This window comes from Streptomyces sp. NPDC096013 (assembly GCF_044763565.1).
In the GTDB taxonomy this organism is placed as follows: domain Bacteria; phylum Actinomycetota; class Actinomycetes; order Streptomycetales; family Streptomycetaceae; genus Streptomyces.
Genome location: NZ_JBIWGK010000018.1, coordinates 1 through 16,854 on the forward strand (window position 1 = coordinate 1; position 16,854 = coordinate 16,854).

Sequence of the window (16,854 nt, forward strand, 5' to 3'; positions counted from 1 at the left end):
ACGCCCGGTTACATTCCGAACCCGGAAGCTAAGCCTTACAGCGCCGATGGTACTGCAGGGGGGACCCTGTGGGAGAGTAGGACGCCGCCGAACAATTATTGCGAAAACCCCTGTACCGTTTATTCGGTACAGGGGTTTTCTGCGTTTAAGGGGATCTGCAAAGAGCTCTGCCTTTACAAGCCAAGCAGGCCCCGTATTACAGACGTCCCGCGCTCTTGAGAGCCAGATACGCGTCTGCCAGTGCCGGCGCGAGGTCGTCCGGTGTCGCGTCGACGACGGTGACGCCGTGGCGGCGGAGTTTTTCCGCGGTGCGGTCGCGTTCGGTCTGGGCGCGGGCCGCAGCTGCGGCTTCGTAGACCGCCTCCGTGTTTCCGCGGGATGTGGCCATGCGGGCGATGTGAGGGTCCGCGACGGATGCCACCAGAACTGTGTGGCGCTGGGTGAGTTGGGCGAGTACGGGGAGCAGGCCCTCTTCGACGGGGGCCGCGTCGAGGCTGGTCAGCAGGACGATCAGGGAGCGGCGGGGCGCCGTGCGGATCGCGGTGGCTGTCAGGCCTCGGGCGTCTGTTTCGACGAGTTCGGGTTCGAGTGTCGCCATCGCGTTGACCAGGGACGGGAGTACGTCACGGGCCGTGCGGCCCTGGACGAGGGTGCGGACCCGGCGGTCGTAGGCGAGGAGGTCCACGCGGTCGCCAGCGCGGGATGCCAGGGCTGCCAGGAGCAGGGCCGCGTCCATGGAGGCGTCGAGGCGGGGGGCGTCGCCGACGCGGCCCGCCGAGGTGCGGCCGGTGTCGAGGACCAGGAGGATGTGGCGGTCGCGTTCGGGGCGCCAGGTGCGTACCGCGACCGTGGTCTGGCGGGCGGTGGCGCGCCAGTCGATGGAGCGGGTGTCGTCGCCGGGGACGTATTCGCGCAGGCTGTCGAATTCCGTGCCCTCACCGCGGGTCAGGACGCTGGTGCGGCCGTCGAGTTCGCGCAGGCGGGCGAGTTTCGAGGGGAGGTGCTTGCGGCTGGTGAAGGGGGGCAGGACGCGTACCGCCCAGGGGACCGCGTGGGTGCCCTGGCGGGTGAGGAGGCCGAGGGGGCCGAAGGAGCGGATGGTCACTCGGTCTGCGTGGCGGTCGCCGCGGCGGGTGGGGCGTAGGCGGGTGGTGATGCGGCGGCGTTCGCCGGGCGGGACCGTCAGGCGGTGGCGGGAGGCGGCGAATTCAGTGCCGGGGAGCCAGCTGCTGGGGGGCCAGGCGTCGCGGATGCGGGCGCGGAGCGGGCGGCGGGACGGGTTGGTGATCGTCAGGGTGACGTCGGCGGTTTCGCCCAGGCGTACGGAGGTGTCGCCCGAGCGGGTGAGGCTCAGGCGGCGGACCGGGGCGGCCAGGGCGAAGTCGCAGGCGCAGGCCAGTGCCAGGGGGGCGTTGACGGCGAGGATGCCCGTCCAGCTGGGTTCCCAGATGCCTACGGGGAGGGAGCCCAGGGCTGCGAGGAGGGCGGCACGTCCGGTGAGGGCCATCAGCGGGGGACCGGGACGTGGGCGAGGATCGCGTTGATGACGGAGTCCGCCGTCACGCCCTCCATCTCGGCCTCGGGGCGCAGCTGTACGCGGTGGCGGAGGGTGGGGAGGGCGAGGGCCTTCACGTCGTCCGGAATGACGTAGTCGCGGCCGGTGAGCCAGGCCCACGCGCGCGAGGTGGCCAGGAGGGCGGTGGCGCCGCGCGGGGACACGCCGAGGGTGAACGACGGCGACTCGCGGGTGGCGCGGCAGATGTCGACCACGTAGGCGGTGATCTCGGGGGAGATGGTCGTCTTGGCGACGGCCGCGCGGGCAGCTTCGAGGTCGGCCGGGCCGGCGACGGGGCGCAGTCCTGCGGCGTGCAGGTCGCGCGGGTTGAAGCCCTCGGAGTGGCGCGTGAGGACATCGATCTCGTCCTGGCGGGAGGGGAGAGGGATCGTCAGTTTGAGCAGGAAGCGGTCGAGCTGCGCCTCGGGGAGGGGGTACGTGCCCTCGTACTCGACGGGGTTCTGCGTCGCGGCGACCAGGAACGGGTCGGGGAGAGGGCGCGGGGTGCCGTCGACCGTGACCTGGCGCTCCTCCATGGCCTCCAGCAGGGACGACTGGGTCTTCGGAGGGGTGCGGTTGATCTCGTCCGCGAGGAGCAGGTTGGTGAAGACCGGGCCGGGCTGGAAGCGGAACTCGGCGGAGCGGGTGTCGTAGACCAGGGAGCCGGTGACGTCGCTCGGCATCAGGTCCGGGGTGAACTGGATGCGCTTGGTGTCGAGTTCGAGCGCGGATGCGAGGGCGCGGACGAGCAACGTTTTGGCGACCCCAGGGACTCCTTCTAGGAGAACGTGTCCGCGGCAGAGGAGGGCGACGACGAGACCGGTCACGGCGGGGTCCTGGCCGACCACGGCTTTGGCGATCTCGGCTCGCAGGGATTCGAGGGAGGCCCGGGCGGTGCCCGCGTCCCCCATGGTCCCGGCGTTGTCAGTGGTCGGATCCATCATGAACGGCGTACCTCTCTTTCGAGGGCGTCGAGTTGGTCGGCAAGTGCGATGAGGGCAGCGTCGTCGCTGGGCGGCGGGCCGAAGAGGAGGGCGTGCAGGGTCTGGCCGTCGCCGTGGAGGTGGGCGGAGAGCGCGGGGAGCAGGGCTTCGGGCGCGTGCGCCTGGGAGACGGGGACGCCGGTGAGAAGGGCGAGGCGGGTGCGGGTGGTGGAGCGCAGGGCGTTGGCGGCGCGGTCGCGGGCGTTGGCCTTGCGGTAGAGGCGGGCGCGGCCTTCGACGGTCTCGGAGGCGCGGATCGCCACGGGAAGTTTTTCGGGCACCAGGGGGCCGAGTCGGCGTGCCCGCCAAAGAGCGGCCACGGCTGCGGCGATGAACAGCTGAAGGGTGCCCCAGAGCCAGCCCGAGGGGAGCAGGTCGAAGAAGCTCTGGCTGCCGGAGTCGGTGGCCGAGGAGTCGGTCAGGGAGGGGAGGTACCAGACCAGATGGGGGCGGGAGCCGAGGAGTTGGAGGGCGAGCGAGGCGTTGCCCTGCTTGCCGAGACGCTTGTTGAAGAGGATGTCGGGCGAGCCGATGACGACGGTGTCGCCGCCCTTGGACGCGTCCGGGATGCGGAGCAGGGTCGATCGGCCCTCACTGGGGTAGCACGTGTCGGCGTTCTCGGCGGTGGTCGTGTACCGGTAGTCGCCGGTCTCCGCGTCGCCCGCGCGCCGGGCGGCAGGCAGGAAGCAGTCGGGGGAGAGCGTCGAGGAGAGGGCGGGGCCGGGGTCGGCGGTGACCTGGGGGGCGAGCCGGGGCAGGGACACGGGACCGGGGGCGACGAGGACCGTACGGCTGCCGGAGTCGGCGAAAGCCGTGTGCAGGCCGGACTGTTGACGGTCGGTCAGCAGGTCGGGGACGGCGACCAGGAGGGTGGTGTCCGGGCCGGCCGCGGCGCGAGCCTGGGCCAGGGTGGTGACCACGCGCGTGGACACGCCCCGGTCGCCGAGGAGTTCGGCGACGGCGCGGCTGCCGTAGGGATCGGCGGAGCGCGGATCGAGGTCGCCGTGCCGGGCGTCGGAGCGGATCGCGGCGATGGCGACGGCGGCGGCCAGGAGGATCACGAGGGCGAGGAGGATGCCCCGCGCGCGGGTCCACACCTGGCGGGCGGTCGGCGAGGCCGAGGTGGCGGGAAGCGTGGCCTCCGCGGTCATTCGGCGGCCCCTTGGCTGGTGTGGTGGGCCGTGCTGTGGGCGCTGCTGGTGAGGACGGGCCTGGTCCGCTCCAGTTCGCGGTCGAGCTCGGCGATGCGGCGGTACGACTGCTCGCTCGCGCCGCGTCCGCCGTACGTCACGTCGTCGAAGTGGGCGGCGGCGGCGCGGAGTTCGGCGGTGTGCGAGGGCAGGGCGCGGCCGGCTTCCGCGACGGCTTCGTCGGCGGTGCGGCCGGGGCGGGCGTCGAGCAGGGCCCGTTCCTCCAGGGCGCGGACGATGGCGCGCATGCGTTCCTGCACGGCGGGGTTCCAGTGTCCCTGGGCCGCGTGTGCCTCGGCGGCCGAGCGGTGTTCGGCGGCGCTGCGCGGGCCGTCCTCGAACAGGGCGGGGGCGGAGCCGGGTTGGCGGCGGGGGGTGCCGAGGCGCCACCACAGGGCGGCGCCGACGGCGAGGACGGCCAGGACGACGACGAGCAGGCCGAGCGTGCCGCCGGGCGCCGCCTCCGATGCCCTGCCGAACAGTTTCTCGATCCAGTTCCAGATGGCGTCCAGGGCCCGCTGCACCAGGCTGGGGTCGTTCTGGTGGTACATCTGCTTGGACAGTTCACGCCGGGCCGCCTCCCGCGCGGGGTCGCGCGGGAGCGTCACCGGAGGCTCGTCGCCCGAGAGGGCCGACGAGCGGACGACCGTGCCGTGGGCGCGCAGCAGCGCACCCGTGACCGACTCGGCGGCGCGCGGCGGCGCCGTGGACGCCGCTGTGAGAACTCCCCCCGCCAGGCTCACCGCATCAGCTCCCCGGGGTGGGGCCGGGGGCGGCAGTGCCCTGGTCCGGGACGCCGGCGGCGCGGGCCAGGTCGAGGTCGAGGGCCTCGCGGCGGATGCGCTGGTCGATGTACAGGAGCACGGTGACGCCCGCCGTGATCGGGAACGCGATCATGCGGCCGATCACCGAGCCGAGGCCGCTGATGATGAGGAAGGTCCAGCCGAGGTTGCCGGTGCCGTCGACGAGTCCGCTGATGCCGTCGCCGCTGAACAGCCCGGCGATGAAGGCGAACGGGATGACGAGGATCGACGAGAGGATGCTGGCGATGATCTGGGCGAGCAGCTGGATGCCGAAGATGCGCCACCAGGAGCCCCGGACCAGCTTCGCGGAGCGGGTCATCGACTTGATGATGCCCTGCTTCTCCAGCATCAGCGCGGGCGAGGCAAGGGAGAAGCGGATCGCCAGCCACAGGGTGACGACACAGCCGGCGAGGCCGCCGATGACGGCGAGTGCGATGCCCACGCCTTGCGACCCGACGAGCGCCACGATGATGCCGGGCACGGTGGGGACGCCGATCAGGACGACGGCCATGAGGATCAGCAGGCAGATCAGGCCGAACAGCTTGAGCACCTGGGGGCGGGCGTCGCGCCAGGCCTCTCCGGCGGTGACCGGCTTGCCGAGCACGGCGCGGCTGGTGACCGAGGTGAGCAGGGCGGTGGCGATGACGGTGCCGATGAGGACGACCAGGTAGACGACGCCGGTGCTGAGGAAGGCCTCGCTCATGGCGCGGGTCACTTCGGAGGCGCTGGCGTTGGGGTCGTCGAGCGCGTTGGCGCTGGAGAGGTCGTTGAAGGCGAAGCCCTGGACGAGGACGACGATGGTCTGCATGACGACGGCGACGCTGAGCGAGACACCCAGGACCGTGCGCCAGTAGGTGCGCATGGTGGAGACGGCGCCGTCGAGGATCTCGCCCACGCCGAGCGGGCGGAGCGGGATGACACCGGGCTTGGCCGCGGGCGGCGGGCCGCCCCAGCCGGCTCCCCAGCCGCCGGGAGGGCCGTAGCCACCAGGGCCACCGGGGCCGCCGTAGCCGCCGTATCCTCCGGGACCGGCCGGGCCGCCGGGGTGGCCGCTGCCCCAGCCCGGGCCCGGTGGTGGGGGCGGTGGTGCCTGGTCCTGGCCGGGGGCGCCGGTGGGCGCGGACCACTGGGCGGCCGGGGGCTGCTCCTTGGACCACTGCGGGCCGGTGCCCGGCTGGTCCGCGGGCTGTGCGGGACCGGGGCCGTCGGCCGGCTCGGCGGTACCGGACGCGCCGGGCTCGGGCCTGTCGGGCGGGGCGGATCCGGGCGAGGCCCAGCCCGGAGTGTCGTTCATCGTCGCTCCTTCACGGTGCCCGTCCGCGGGCGCGGCGGCAGGTTGGCAGCCATCGTGCCATGGGGTGGTCGAGCGGTGACCGGCCGCGGTATGGGCTGCACACCTTCAATTGTCCGCCGGATACGGGGCAGACTGACCGCATGGCTGATCAGTACGCGCAATCCGGCGAGGACGGCCGGCCGACCGACATACCTGCGATCCGATGGGACGAACCCCCCGAGGGTCCTGTGCTCGTCCTACTCGACCAGACGAGACTGCCGGCCGAGGAGGTCGAGCTGGTCTGCACGGACGCGTCCGCCCTGGTGGAGGCGATCCGCTCACTGGCGGTGCGCGGGGCACCGCTGCTCGGCATCGCGGGGGCGTACGGCGTCGCGCTCGCCGCCGCGCGGGGCTTCGACGTGGACGAGGCCGCGATCGCTCTGGCGGGCGCCCGGCCCACCGCGGTGAACCTCTCCGTGGGCGTGCGCAGGGCGCAGGCCGCGCACCGGGCCGCGCTCGCCGAGGGCGGTGGCGCCGAGCGGGCGGCGGGGGCCGCGTTGGCCGCGGCGCGGCGGCTGCACCAGGAGGACGCCGAGGCCAGCGCGCGAATGGCCGCCCACGGGCTGGCCCTGCTGGACGAGCTGCTGCCCGGCGGCGGGCACCGGATTCTGACGCACTGCAACACCGGGGCGCTGGTCTCCGGCGGCGAGGGCACGGCCTTCGCGGTGGCGCTCGCGGCGCACCGGGACGGGCGGCTGAGGCGGCTGTGGGTGGACGAAACGCGTCCGTTGCTGCAAGGTGCTCGCCTGACGGCGTATGAGGCGGCGCGCAACGGAATGGCGTACACCTTGCTCACGGACAACGCGGCGGGCTCTTTGTTCGCTGCGGGGGAGGTGGACGCGGTGCTGATCGGGGCGGACCGGATCGCCGCCGACGGTTCGGTGGCGAACAAGGTGGGGAGCTATCCGCTTGCCGTGCTCGCCCGGTACCACCATGTGCCGTTCATCGTGGTGGCGCCGGTGACGACGGTCGATCCGGACACGCCGGACGGGGCGTCCATCGAGGTGGAGCAGCGCCCTGGATTCGAAGTGACGGAGATCACATCACCCCAAGTGACGGTGTCGGGAGCGGGAGGCGGGATTCCGGTGGCACCGCTGGGAACCCAGGCCTACAACCCGGCGTTCGACGTGACGCCTCCCGAGCTGGTGACGGCGATCGTCACCGAAGAAGGCGCTGTTTCGCCCGTGACGGCGGAGGCGCTGGCAGAGCTGTGTGACAGGTCACGACAGGTAACGATTTAGTTAATGGGATGATGTCGTTTATGAAGGGACGAGTCCTTGTCGTCGATGACGACACCGCACTGGCCGAGATGCTCGGCATTGTGTTGCGTGGTGAAGGTTTTGAGCCGTCTTTCGTAGCCGACGGCGACAAGGCGCTGGCCGCTTTCCGTGAGAGCAAGCCCGACCTGGTGCTCCTGGACCTGATGCTGCCCGGACGGGACGGTATCGAGGTGTGCCGCCTGATCAGGGCGGAGTCCGGGGTGCCGATCGTGATGCTCACGGCGAAGAGCGACACCGTCGATGTCGTGGTGGGCCTGGAGTCGGGCGCGGACGACTACATCGTGAAGCCGTTCAAGCCGAAGGAGCTGGTCGCCCGGATCCGGGCGCGGCTGCGGAGGTCGGAGGAGCCCGCGCCCGAGCAGCTCGCCATAGGCGACCTGGTCATCGACGTGGCCGGTCACTCCGTGAAGCGGGACGGGCAGTCGATCGCCCTGACCCCGCTGGAGTTCGACCTGCTGGTCGCGCTGGCCCGTAAACCGTGGCAGGTGTTCACGCGTGAGGTGCTCCTGGAGCAGGTCTGGGGCTACCGGCACGCGGCGGACACCCGGCTGGTCAACGTGCATGTCCAGCGGCTGCGTTCCAAGGTCGAGAAGGACCCGGAGCGGCCGGAGATCGTGGTGACCGTCCGAGGTGTCGGTTACAAGGCGGGACCGAGCTGACGTGTCCAGGGACAGTGCCGCTTCGGCGCCCGGGGGGTCCGGGGCTCGTGCGGGGCGGCCTGTCGGCCGGAAGGCGGCGGGCTCCCGCTGGGGGCGCCTGCTGGAGGGCGGGCTGCTTCAGGGCGGGGTCCAGGGCAGCCCGGTCCTGCGCCTGTTCATGCGCTGGGTGCGCCGCCCGCTGTTGCCCGTCATGCGGCTGTGGCGACGCAACATCCAGCTCAAGGTCGTCGTCACCACCCTGCTGATGTCCCTGGGCGTCGTCCTGCTGCTCGGCTTCGTCGTCATCGGCCAGGTGCGCAACGGCCTGCTGGACGCCAAGGTGAAGGCCTCGCAGAGCCAGGCCACGGGCGGCTTCGCCGTGGCCAAGCAGCGGGCCGACGAGGCGGCCACCGGAACCGCCGATGACGGCTCGACCGGGGGCAACTCCTCCCAGAACGTCATCCAGTGGATGAGCGACCTCGTGTCGTCGCTCTCCAGCGGCGGCCAGGGCGCCTTCGACGTGGTGACCCTGCCCGCCGGGATGGACAGCGGCAGCGGACGCAGCCCGCGCGGCTCCGGCTACGTCGACCCGTCCGCCAGCGTCCCCGAGGACCTGCGCGCGCGGGTCAACGACCGTACGACCGCCGCCCAGAGCTACACCCGGATCATCTACAGCAACGGCAAGGAGTCCCAGCCGGCGCTCGTCGTGGGCAAGCAGGTCAACGACCCGAACGGCGACCCGTACCAGCTGTACTACCTCTTCCCGCTCACCCAGGAGGAGAAGTCGCTCAGCCTGGTCAAGGGGACCCTCGCCACGGCCGGGCTCTTCGTCGTCGTACTCCTGGGGGCCATCGCCTGGCTCGTCGTGCGGCAGGTCGTCACGCCGGTGCGGATGGCCGCGGGGATCGCCGAGCGGCTGTCCGCCGGGCGTCTCCAGGAGCGCATGAAGGTCACCGGTGAGGATGACATCGCGCGGCTCGGCGAGGCCTTCAACAAGATGGCGCAGAACCTCCAGCTGAAGATCCAGCAGCTGGAGGACCTGTCGCGGATGCAGCGGCGGTTCGTGTCCGACGTGTCGCACGAGCTGAGGACGCCGCTGACGACCGTACGGATGGCGGCCGATGTCATCCATGACGCGCGCGTCGACTTCGATCCGATGACCGCGCGGTCGGCCGAACTGCTGGCCGACCAGCTGGACCGGTTCGAGACGCTGCTCGCGGACCTGCTGGAGATCAGCCGCTTCGACGCGGGCGCGGCGGCCCTGGAGGCCGAGCCGATAGACCTCAGAGAGGTCGTACGACGGGTCCTGAGCGGCGCTGAGCCGCTCGCCGAGCGCAAGGGCACGCGGATACGGGTCGTCGGCGACCAGCAGCCCGTGGTCGCCGAGGCCGACGCCCGGCGCGTCGAGCGGGTGCTGCGCAACCTGGTCGTCAACGCCGTGGAGCACGGCGACGGCAAGGACGTCATAGTCAAGCTCGCCACCGCGGGTGGTGCGGTCGCCATCGCGGTGCGCGACTACGGGGTGGGGCTCAAGCCCGGTGAGGCGACCCGGGTGTTCAGCCGCTTCTGGCGGGCCGACCCGGCACGCGCGCGTACCACCGGTGGTACGGGTCTGGGGCTGTCCATCGCCCTGGAGGACGCGCGACTGCACGGCGGCTGGCTCCAGGCGTGGGGCGAGCCGGGCGGCGGTTCGCAGTTCCGGCTGACGCTGCCGCGCACCGCCGACGAACCGCTACGGGGCTCCCCGATACCCCTGGAGCCCAAGGACTCACGCCGTAATCGTGGACTTAATGAGGCCGGTCTGCCGAGCGGGGGCGGGGACAAGCGCGCGACGGTCCCGGTGCAGCCGACGGGTGACCAGGGGGCGCCGATATCCGCGCGGACCCCGATCGCCCCGAGGCTGAACACCACGACCGCGACGGCGGACCCGACGGCGCTGCCCGGCAACGGCGCGCGCGTGGTACCTCGGCCCACCGGCGGCACCCGGCGCCAGGAGGACCGGCCGGCCGCGGAACCGGGCCGGAGCGAGACCGCGGGCAGTACGGACCCGGCCGCCGCGCCGGAGAACTCGACCAAGCAGGGGGAGGCATCTCGTGGGCGCTGACCGCGTGGGGGGCGCCCGGCAGCGGCAGGGACGCGCGGTGGCGTACGCCGCGTGTGGCGTCGTCGTACTGGCGGGATGCGCATCGATGCCCGACAGCGGGGATCTCCGGGGGGTCGAGTCGACGCCCCGACAGGACACCCAGGTGCGCGTTTTCGCGATGCCACCCCGGGAGGACGCGTCGCAGGGCGAGATCGTGCAGGGCTTCCTGGAGGCACTGACCAGCGACGACCCGAACTTCAAGACAGCGCGCATGTACCTGACCGCCAAGGCCGCGCGGGGCTGGCAGCCGGAGCAGTCCACCACGGTGCTCGCCGACGGTCCGAGCACGCAGGCCCTCCGCGCCCCGGCAGGCCGGGAGGACACCGACACCTTCACGTACACGCTGACCGGCGACCGGGTCGCCACAGTGGACGCGCAGCAGGCGTACGCCCCGGCGAACGGGCAGTACAGCAAGCCCGTCCACCTCACGAAGGACGCGAAGAGCGGCCAGTGGCGCATCGACGAGCTGCCGCAGGGCGTCGTCCTGGGCGAGTCGGACTTCCAGCGCAACTACATGTCGGTCAACAAGTACTACTTCGCGTCGAACACGTCGGCCGGCACGAGCTCGCAGCCGATCGCGGTCGCCGACCCCGTGTTCGTACGGCGCCGGGTCGACCCCGTGACCCAGATGGTGCGGTCGCTGCTCAACGGGCCGACCAGCTGGCTCAGGCCCGTGGTCAGGTCGAGCTTCCCCACCGGGACGACGCTCCGCAAAGATGTCACCTCGCTGACGCCCGACGACCAGAACAAGCTGACGGTCCCGTTGAACCAGACGGCCTCGCGGGTCGGTCTTGCCCGGTGCGACGAGATGGCCACGCAGATCCTCTACACGCTCCGGACGATGACGCCCACGGTGGATGAGGTCGAGTTGCAGGCCGCCAACGGCGCCCAGTTGTGCGTCTACTCCGAGGAGAGCGCGGAGGGCCTCGCGGCACACGGCGCCGTGAACCGTCCCGAGTACCTGTACTTCCTCGACGACAAGCACCGGGTGGTACGCATGCCCGGTGCGGGCGGCACGCACGCCGATCCGGTGCCGGGCGCGCTGGGCGAGGGCGGCAAGCAGCTGCGGTCGGTGGCGATCTCGCGCGACGAGGAGACCGGGGCCGGCGTCGGCCTCGACGGGAAGTCGCTCTACGTCGGCTCGATGGTGTCCGGTGCCTCCCTCGGCGACCCGGTGCTGACCAGCCAGGGCAAGACCGAGGACGACCGGCTGACGGCGCCCAGCTGGGACGCGCAGGGCGACCTCTGGGTGGCCGACCGGGACCAGGCGAATTCCCGGCTGCTCCTGCTCCAGAAGGGCGCCGGACAGCCCATAGCGGTGGAGGCACCGGGGCTCGACGGCCGTATCGAGTCGGTACGGGTGGCCGCCGACGGGGTGCGGATCGCGCTCGTCGTGGAGAAGGGCGGCAAGCGGTCCCTGCTCATCGGGCGCATCCAGCGGAGCGGGACGAGCGGCGAGCCGCCGGTGGTCTCGGTTCTCGAACTGCGGTCCGTCACCCCGGACCTGGAGGAGATCACGGCCATGTCGTGGGCCGGGGACAGCCGGCTCGTGGTGGTGGGCCGCGAGCACGAAGGCGTCCTGCAGATGCGGTACGTCCAGATCGACGGCTCCACACCGGAGGGCCCGGCCCCGGCCGCCCTGACCGGGGTCAAGGAGATCGCCGCGTCCGAGGACGACAAGCTGCCGCTGGTGGCCTACTCGGAGGACGGGATCGTACGGCTGCCCAGCGGGGCGCAGTGGCAGAAGGTGGTCAAGGCGGGCTCGGCGCCGGTCTATCCAGGGTGATGCCCTGATGCGTCGTCCCGGTTGGCCGCGGCGCGCGGGGATGCCCGACGCGTCGGGGCATTGACGTGACGGACTGAAAGCGGCCGTCTCCGGTCGGGCTGAGGCTCGGGGGAGGCGGCCGTTCGCGTGTTCCGGGGCGGGCTCGCACTCGTGCGGGTGAGGGCCGTCGACGGTTGCGCGGAGTTGTCCACAGGCCGTTGTCCACAGGGGTGGCCGGTCGGCGGGGGCGTTGGCACAGTGGTGGACATGCGGGGGTGGTGGCGGGACCTCACGGATCTGGTGCTGCCGGCCGAGTGCGGAGGCTGCGGAAGGCCTCGCACGGTGCTCTGTCCGGAGTGCCGTGCCGCCCTGACCGGGGCCGTACCGAGCCGGGTGCGACCGATGCCCGAGCCGTCAGGGCTGCCGGTGACGTACGCGACGGCTCCGTACGCGGACGAGGTGCGCGCGATGCTCCTCGCCCACAAGGAACGAGGCGCGCTGGCTCTTGCCGGGCCGTTGGGCGCGGCGCTGGCGGGGGCGGTGCGGTTGGGAGCGGTGCGGGTGGGAGCGGTGCGGTTGGGGGATCGGCAGGCTCAAAATGACCTTCCGGCAGGACAACGCCAGCCTCACAGCGGCCCCCCAGCAGGGCGTCGCCAGCCTCAGGTCGCCCATGCGGCAGGGCAGGGCCGTATGCAAGCCAGTCAAGCCCACGAGGGGCGTCGTCAGCCGCAGGCCGAGCGGCACCTGGGCGTCTGCCGCGCTCAGCTCCGGGGTCCAGCTCAGGCGCCGATTCTGCTCGTCCCCGTGCCCTCCGCGCGGGCGACCGTGCGGGCCCGGGGGCATGATCCGGCGCGGCGGATCGCGCTCGCGGCGGCGGGGGAGTTGCGGCGGACCGGGACGCCGGCCCGGGTGGTCTCCGTGCTGCGGCAGGGGCGGTGGGTGGCCGACCAGTCGGGGCTCAACTCCCGGCAGCGGCAGGAGAATCTCGCCGGTGCGCTGGAGGTGGTCGCGGGCGGCGCCGGGCTGCTCGCCGGAGGGCGGGTGGTGCTCGTCGACGACCTGATGACGACGGGGGCCACCTTGCGGGAGGCGGCGCGTGCCGTGCGGTCGGCGATCGCGTCCGGCCGAGAAGTTGGCGCGACCGCTGTGTACGCGCGTGCGTCCAGGGAAGGCAGAGAAGAACACAGCGAGAGATCAATGGAGAACAGGAGGAACATGGCACTCAGTGCACCGGGATTCGTGGATGTGAACGGCCCCGATGACCTGATCCGCGCGGCGGTGATCGCGGCTTCGCCAGATTCCTTCGAAATAAACCGGAACTGACTGCGATCTTGTGTCGTTGCAGGTAATGACAGGGGCAATTCACCTGAACGGAGGTACGCGGCAGTAGAGGGTGACGACATCCGTCCGGGCGAGATATGTTCGGTTGTGAGAGAAAGGCGCAGGCCGCGCCTCTCCTATCCGAATGCCGTGCTGCGGGTTTTCTGCAATCACTCGCCGCCATGGGGTGGAGATCTTGCCCATGGGGGAGGAGGAGGTGGAAGTCACCGAGTCCGAGGTTCCGGGGTGACCGGAGCCTGGTGCGAAAGGGAGACGCTCCGCAGCGAAGCGGAGCGATCCGGGAACGGAGTTCTGCGTGGACATCGTCGTCAAGGGCCGCAAGACAGAGGTGCCCGAGCGGTTCCGCAAGCACGTGGCCGAGAAGCTGAAGCTGGAGAAGATCCAGAAGCTCGACGGCAAGGTGATCAGCCTCGACGTGGAGGTGTCCAAGGAGCCGAACCCCCGACAGGCCGACCGTTGTGACCGAGTGGAGATCACGCTCCGCTCCCGCGGTCCGGTGATCCGGGCGGAGGCATCGGCCAACGATCCGTACGCGGCGCTCGACCTCGCGGCGGAGAAGCTGGACGCCCGGCTGCGCAAGCAGCACGACAAGCGCAACACGCGCCGCGGTGCCCGTCGGCTGACGGCCGCCGAGGTCCCCGACCACGTCCCGGGCGCCGCGACGCTCAACGGCAACGGCCAGGCCGTCCCGGACGAGCAGTCGGACGGTGTGCCCACCAAGAAGATCGGCTCGCTGGAGGTCAAGGGCGAAGGTCCCCTGGTCGTCCGCGAGAAGACCCACGTCGCCTCTCCGATGTCTCTCGACCAGGCGCTCTACGAGATGGAACTGGTCGGACACGACTTCTACCTGTTCGTCGACTCCGAGACCAAGGAACCGAGCGTCGTCTACCGACGGCACGCCTACGACTACGGCGTCATCCACCTGAGCACGGACCCGATGGTCACGCAGGCGCAACCGCCCGCGGCGGGCGGCACGCTGGGCGGCTGAGCCACCCGGCCGAGAGTTGAGCCGGTGCCCCTGGAGCGCGTGTGCGCCCCCAGGGGCACCGGTGTGCGACCACTTCGCGCCCCGCTCCGTGACCGCACTGTCGTCCGGGCATGGAATCATGGCCGTACAGGGCCCAACCGGTGGGCCGCTGCCTTGGGTTGGCGATGGCGCAGGACCACAGGCCACAGCCTTCAGGGGGAGGAACGATGGCGGACAGCTTCGGACCGATGCATGTCGGGGATGCCGACGGCGGCGTCGTCGGCATGGGCCCGGAGGCGGGCTCGACACGCAAGGAGCCGATCAGAGTCCTGGTCGTGGACGACCACGCCCTCTTCCGGCGCGGCCTGGAGATCGTGCTGGCGGCCGAGGAGGACATCCAGGTCGTCGGCGAGGCCGGTGACGGCGCCGAGGCCGTGGACAAGGCCGCCGATCTGCTGCCCGACATCATCCTGATGGACGTACGCATGCCGAAGCGGGGCGGGATCGAGGCGTGCACCTCCATCAAGGAGGTGGCGCCCAGCGCGAAAATCATCATGCTCACGATCAGCGACGAAGAGGCCGATCTCTACGACGCCATCAAGGCGGGCGCGACGGGATATCTCCTGAAGGAGATCTCGACCGACGAGGTGGCCACCGCCATTCGCGCCGTGGCCGACGGGCAGTCGCAGATCAGCCCCTCCATGGCGTCGAAACTCCTCACCGAGTTCAAGTCGATGATCCAGCGCACCGACGAGCGCAGGCTGGTGCCTGCGCCCCGGCTCACCGACCGTGAGCTGGAGGTCCTCAAACTCGTCGCCACCGGTATGAACAACCGTGATATCGCCAAGCAGTTGTTCATCTCCGAGAACACCGTGAAGAACCATGTGCGCAACATCCTGGAGAAGCTCCAGCTGCACTCCAGGATGGAGGCGGTGGTCTACGCGATGCGGGAGAAGATCCTCGAGATCCGCTGATCCCCCAAGGGGATCGGCCGAACTCTCACGCCAGGAGGCGGGCGAGTTCCCCGGTGAGGGGGGCGCGCAGCTCCGGGGCGTCGACCCGCTCCACGCGTACGTCCGTGCAGTCCACCCAGCTCGCGGCCTCGACCAGGGCCTGAGCGACGGACGGGACGGCCTTGGCGTCGTCCAGGGTGACCTGCTTGGCCACCAGGGTGCGGCCCTCGCGCGCGGGGTCGACGCGGCCGACCAGCCGGCCGCCGGCGAGCACGGGCATCGCGAAGTAGCCGTGGATGCGCTTCGGCTTGGGGACGTAGGCCTCCAGGCGGTGGGTGAAGCCGAAGATGCGCTCCGTGCGGGCCCGCTCCCAGACGAGGGAGTCGAACGGGGACAGGAGCGTGGTGCGGTGGCGGCCGCGCGGGGGTGTCGCCAGCGCCGCCGGGTCGGCCCAGGCGGGCTTGGACCAGCCCTCGACCGTGACCGGGACCAGACCCGAGTCGGCGATCACCGCGTCGACCTGCTCGCCCTTGAGGCGGTGGTAGTCGGCGATGTCCGCGCGCGTGCCGACGCCCAGCGACTGGCCCGCCAGGGCGACCAGGCGGCGGAGGCACTCCGTGTCATCCAGTTCGATGTGCAGCAGCTCCTGCGGGATCGCACGCTCGGCGAGGTCGTACACCCGCTTCCAGCCGCGGCGCTCCACGCAGACCACCTCGCCGTACATGAGCGCGCGCTCGACGGCGACCTTGGCGCCGGACCAGTCCCACCACTCGCTGGTGCGCTTGGCGCCGCCCAACTCCGTCGAGGTGAGCGGGCCTTCGGTGTGGAGCTGTTTGATCACCTGGTCGTAGGTGCCGTCCGGGAGGTCGTGGTTCCAGTGCGGGCGGGCACGGTAGGCGCGGCGGCGGAAGGCGAAGTGGGGCCACTCCTCCACGGGGAGGATGCACGCGGCGTGCGACCAGTACTCGAAGGCGTGGGGTCGCGCCGGAGTGGCGCCGGCGGGTGCACTCGTCCAGTACGCGTCCTCCACCGTCTTGCGGGGGACGGCGCCGAGGCGGGCGTACGGGATGAGTTCGTGGGAGCGGGCGAGGACCGAGATGGTGTCGAGCTGGACCGCGCCGAGATGCCGGAGCACGCCGCGCACGCCCCCGCGGCGGTCCGGGGCGCCGAGGAAGCCCTGGGCGCGCAGGGCGAGGCGGCGGGCGTCGGCTGCCGACAGGTCGGTCGTGGGGCGCGGGGCACTCGTCATGTCTCCGCACGATAGACGGTGGCACTGACAGCGCGGGCTGAGCTGCGGATTCGTCCCGCTACGGCTGGGTCGGCAGGTACGGCGCCGTCGACGGCAGGCCCTGGTCCGACGGGAGCAGGGAGCCGACCCAGCAGTCCCGTCGTACGCCCTTGTTGTTGATCGCGGAGCGGAGGGTGCCCTCGATGGTGAAACCGGCGTGTTCGGCGACCGCGCGGGAGCCCTTGTTGCCGACCTCCGCGCGCCATTCCACACGGTCGATCGACAGACGGGTGAAGGCCCAGCGGGAGACGGCGACGGTGGCCTCGGTGATGTAGCCGTTGCCGCGGTGCTCCTTCGTGGCCCAGAAGCCGACCTCGCCGACGCCCAGGGAGCGCATCGTGATCGCGAGCATGCCCACCAGCTCACCTTCGGGGAGAAAGACACCGAAGGTGAACATCGAACCGTTCTCCCAGCCCTCCGGGACCAGTTGTTCGGTGAAACTCCGCGCGTGCTCCGGGAGATAGGGCGAGGGGATCGTCGTCCAGCGCTGGATCTCGGGGTCCTGGGCCGCGGAATACACGACGTCGGTGTCCTGCGGGCCGACGGTGCGCAGGAGGAGACGGTCGGTCGTGAGCGTGACGGGTTCCATCGGCCGATTCTGCTCGGGGGCGCACA

The 16,854-nt window shown here is 71.4% G+C and carries 14 protein-coding genes and 1 rRNA gene; 8 read left to right on the forward strand and 7 right to left on the reverse strand.

Annotated features, from left to right (window positions below):
* Positions 1 to 93 (forward strand): 5S ribosomal RNA (gene rrf, locus ACIRB1_RS39170); the annotation flags it as partial.
* A 103-nt stretch (positions 94 to 196) separates the two neighbouring features.
* Here rrf and ACIRB1_RS39175 read toward each other — a convergent pair.
* Genes ACIRB1_RS39175 through ACIRB1_RS39195 form a run of 5 tightly spaced genes read right to left on the reverse strand, consistent with a single transcriptional unit; the run spans position 197 to position 5,825 of the window.
* Positions 197 to 1,507, reverse strand: coding sequence for a DUF58 domain-containing protein (locus ACIRB1_RS39175; protein WP_403468879.1), 1,311 nt, complete (start codon positions 1,505 to 1,507; stop codon positions 197 to 199).
* On the reverse strand, positions 1,507 to 2,496 hold the full coding sequence (locus ACIRB1_RS39180; RefSeq protein ID WP_369186350.1) for an AAA family ATPase: 990 nt from the start codon (positions 2,494 to 2,496) through the stop codon (positions 1,507 to 1,509). The genes ACIRB1_RS39175 and ACIRB1_RS39180 overlap by 1 nt, the downstream gene beginning before the upstream one ends.
* Positions 2,496 to 3,689, reverse strand: a complete 1,194-nt coding sequence (locus tag ACIRB1_RS39185) for a DUF4350 domain-containing protein (protein WP_403468880.1) — start codon at positions 3,687 to 3,689, stop codon at positions 2,496 to 2,498. The genes ACIRB1_RS39180 and ACIRB1_RS39185 overlap by 1 nt, the downstream gene beginning before the upstream one ends.
* Entirely contained in the window at positions 3,686 to 4,471 is a 786-nt protein-coding gene (locus ACIRB1_RS39190) for a DUF4129 domain-containing protein (protein ID WP_403468881.1), read from the reverse strand. Before ACIRB1_RS39190 ends, ACIRB1_RS39185 begins: the two co-directional genes overlap by 4 nt.
* A 4-nt stretch (positions 4,472 to 4,475) precedes the next feature.
* Positions 4,476 to 5,825, reverse strand: coding sequence for a hypothetical protein (locus ACIRB1_RS39195; RefSeq protein WP_403468882.1), 1,350 nt, complete (start codon positions 5,823 to 5,825; stop codon positions 4,476 to 4,478).
* A gap of 140 nt (positions 5,826 to 5,965) precedes the next feature.
* Here ACIRB1_RS39195 and mtnA point away from each other — a divergent pair, with 140 nt between their 5' ends.
* The 7 genes from mtnA to ACIRB1_RS39230 all read left to right on the forward strand — a co-directional run bounded on the left by mtnA (position 5,966) and on the right by ACIRB1_RS39230 (position 14,972).
* Positions 5,966 to 7,105 carry an S-methyl-5-thioribose-1-phosphate isomerase gene (gene mtnA, locus ACIRB1_RS39200; RefSeq protein ID WP_403468883.1) on the forward strand — a complete coding sequence of 380 codons (1,140 nt, stop codon included), beginning with the start codon at positions 5,966 to 5,968 and terminating at the stop codon, positions 7,103 to 7,105.
* A gap of 8 nt (positions 7,106 to 7,113) precedes the next feature.
* Positions 7,114 to 7,803: a two-component system response regulator MtrA gene (gene mtrA, locus ACIRB1_RS39205; RefSeq protein WP_187284748.1), complete on the forward strand. Its 690-nt coding sequence runs from the start codon at positions 7,114 to 7,116 to the stop codon at positions 7,801 to 7,803.
* A 1-nt stretch (position 7,804) separates the two neighbouring features.
* Positions 7,805 to 9,886, forward strand: coding sequence for an MtrAB system histidine kinase MtrB (gene mtrB / locus ACIRB1_RS39210; RefSeq protein ID WP_403468884.1), 2,082 nt, complete (start codon positions 7,805 to 7,807; stop codon positions 9,884 to 9,886).
* Positions 9,876 to 11,711, forward strand: coding sequence for an LpqB family beta-propeller domain-containing protein (locus tag ACIRB1_RS39215; protein ID WP_403468885.1), 1,836 nt, complete (start codon positions 9,876 to 9,878; stop codon positions 11,709 to 11,711). The genes mtrB and ACIRB1_RS39215 overlap by 11 nt, the downstream gene beginning before the upstream one ends.
* Positions 11,712 to 11,957: 246 nt before the next feature.
* Positions 11,958 to 13,013, forward strand: a complete 1,056-nt coding sequence (locus ACIRB1_RS39220; protein ID WP_403468886.1) for a ComF family protein — start codon at positions 11,958 to 11,960, stop codon at positions 13,011 to 13,013.
* Positions 13,014 to 13,326: 313 nt separating this feature from the next.
* The gene (gene hpf, locus ACIRB1_RS39225) at positions 13,327 to 14,019 is read left to right on the forward strand and encodes a ribosome hibernation-promoting factor, HPF/YfiA family (protein WP_328831068.1); all 693 of its coding nucleotides are present in this window, start codon (positions 13,327 to 13,329) and stop codon (positions 14,017 to 14,019) included.
* 206 nt (positions 14,020 to 14,225) lie between these two features.
* The gene (locus tag ACIRB1_RS39230; protein ID WP_352185333.1) at positions 14,226 to 14,972 is read left to right on the forward strand and encodes a response regulator transcription factor; all 747 of its coding nucleotides are present in this window, start codon (positions 14,226 to 14,228) and stop codon (positions 14,970 to 14,972) included.
* 25 nt (positions 14,973 to 14,997) lie between these two features.
* Here ACIRB1_RS39230 and ACIRB1_RS39235 read toward each other — a convergent pair whose 3' ends face one another.
* Together ACIRB1_RS39235 and ACIRB1_RS39240 are read right to left on the reverse strand one after the other, a co-directional pair.
* The gene (locus ACIRB1_RS39235) at positions 14,998 to 16,200 is read right to left on the reverse strand and encodes a winged helix-turn-helix domain-containing protein (RefSeq protein WP_403468887.1); all 1,203 of its coding nucleotides are present in this window, start codon (positions 16,198 to 16,200) and stop codon (positions 14,998 to 15,000) included.
* A gap of 58 nt (positions 16,201 to 16,258) precedes the next feature.
* Positions 16,259 to 16,828, reverse strand: coding sequence for a GNAT family N-acetyltransferase (locus ACIRB1_RS39240; RefSeq protein WP_352185335.1), 570 nt, complete (start codon positions 16,826 to 16,828; stop codon positions 16,259 to 16,261).
* Positions 16,829 to 16,854: the final 26 nt, after the last annotated feature.

Excerpts from the sequence above, each read along its gene's own strand:
- ACIRB1_RS39195 (WP_403468882.1), bottom strand. The coding sequence starts at position 5,825 with ATGAACGACACTCCGGGCTGGGCCTCGCCCGGATCCGCCCCGCCCGAC.
- ACIRB1_RS39230 (WP_352185333.1), top strand. The coding sequence starts at position 14,226 with ATGGCGGACAGCTTCGGACCGATGCATGTCGGGGATGCCGACGGCGGC.
- mtrA (WP_187284748.1), top strand. The coding sequence starts at position 7,114 with ATGATGTCGTTTATGAAGGGACGAGTCCTTGTCGTCGATGACGACACC.
- ACIRB1_RS39175 (WP_403468879.1), bottom strand. The coding sequence starts at position 1,507 with ATGGCCCTCACCGGACGTGCCGCCCTCCTCGCAGCCCTGGGCTCCCTC.
- ACIRB1_RS39220 (WP_403468886.1), top strand. The coding sequence starts at position 11,958 with ATGCGGGGGTGGTGGCGGGACCTCACGGATCTGGTGCTGCCGGCCGAG.
- mtnA (WP_403468883.1), top strand. The coding sequence starts at position 5,966 with ATGGCTGATCAGTACGCGCAATCCGGCGAGGACGGCCGGCCGACCGAC.
- ACIRB1_RS39185 (WP_403468880.1), bottom strand. The coding sequence starts at position 3,689 with ATGACCGCGGAGGCCACGCTTCCCGCCACCTCGGCCTCGCCGACCGCC.
- ACIRB1_RS39180 (WP_369186350.1), bottom strand. The coding sequence starts at position 2,496 with ATGGATCCGACCACTGACAACGCCGGGACCATGGGGGACGCGGGCACC.
- ACIRB1_RS39235 (WP_403468887.1), bottom strand. The coding sequence starts at position 16,200 with ATGACGAGTGCCCCGCGCCCCACGACCGACCTGTCGGCAGCCGACGCC.
- ACIRB1_RS39240 (WP_352185335.1), bottom strand. The coding sequence starts at position 16,828 with ATGGAACCCGTCACGCTCACGACCGACCGTCTCCTCCTGCGCACCGTC.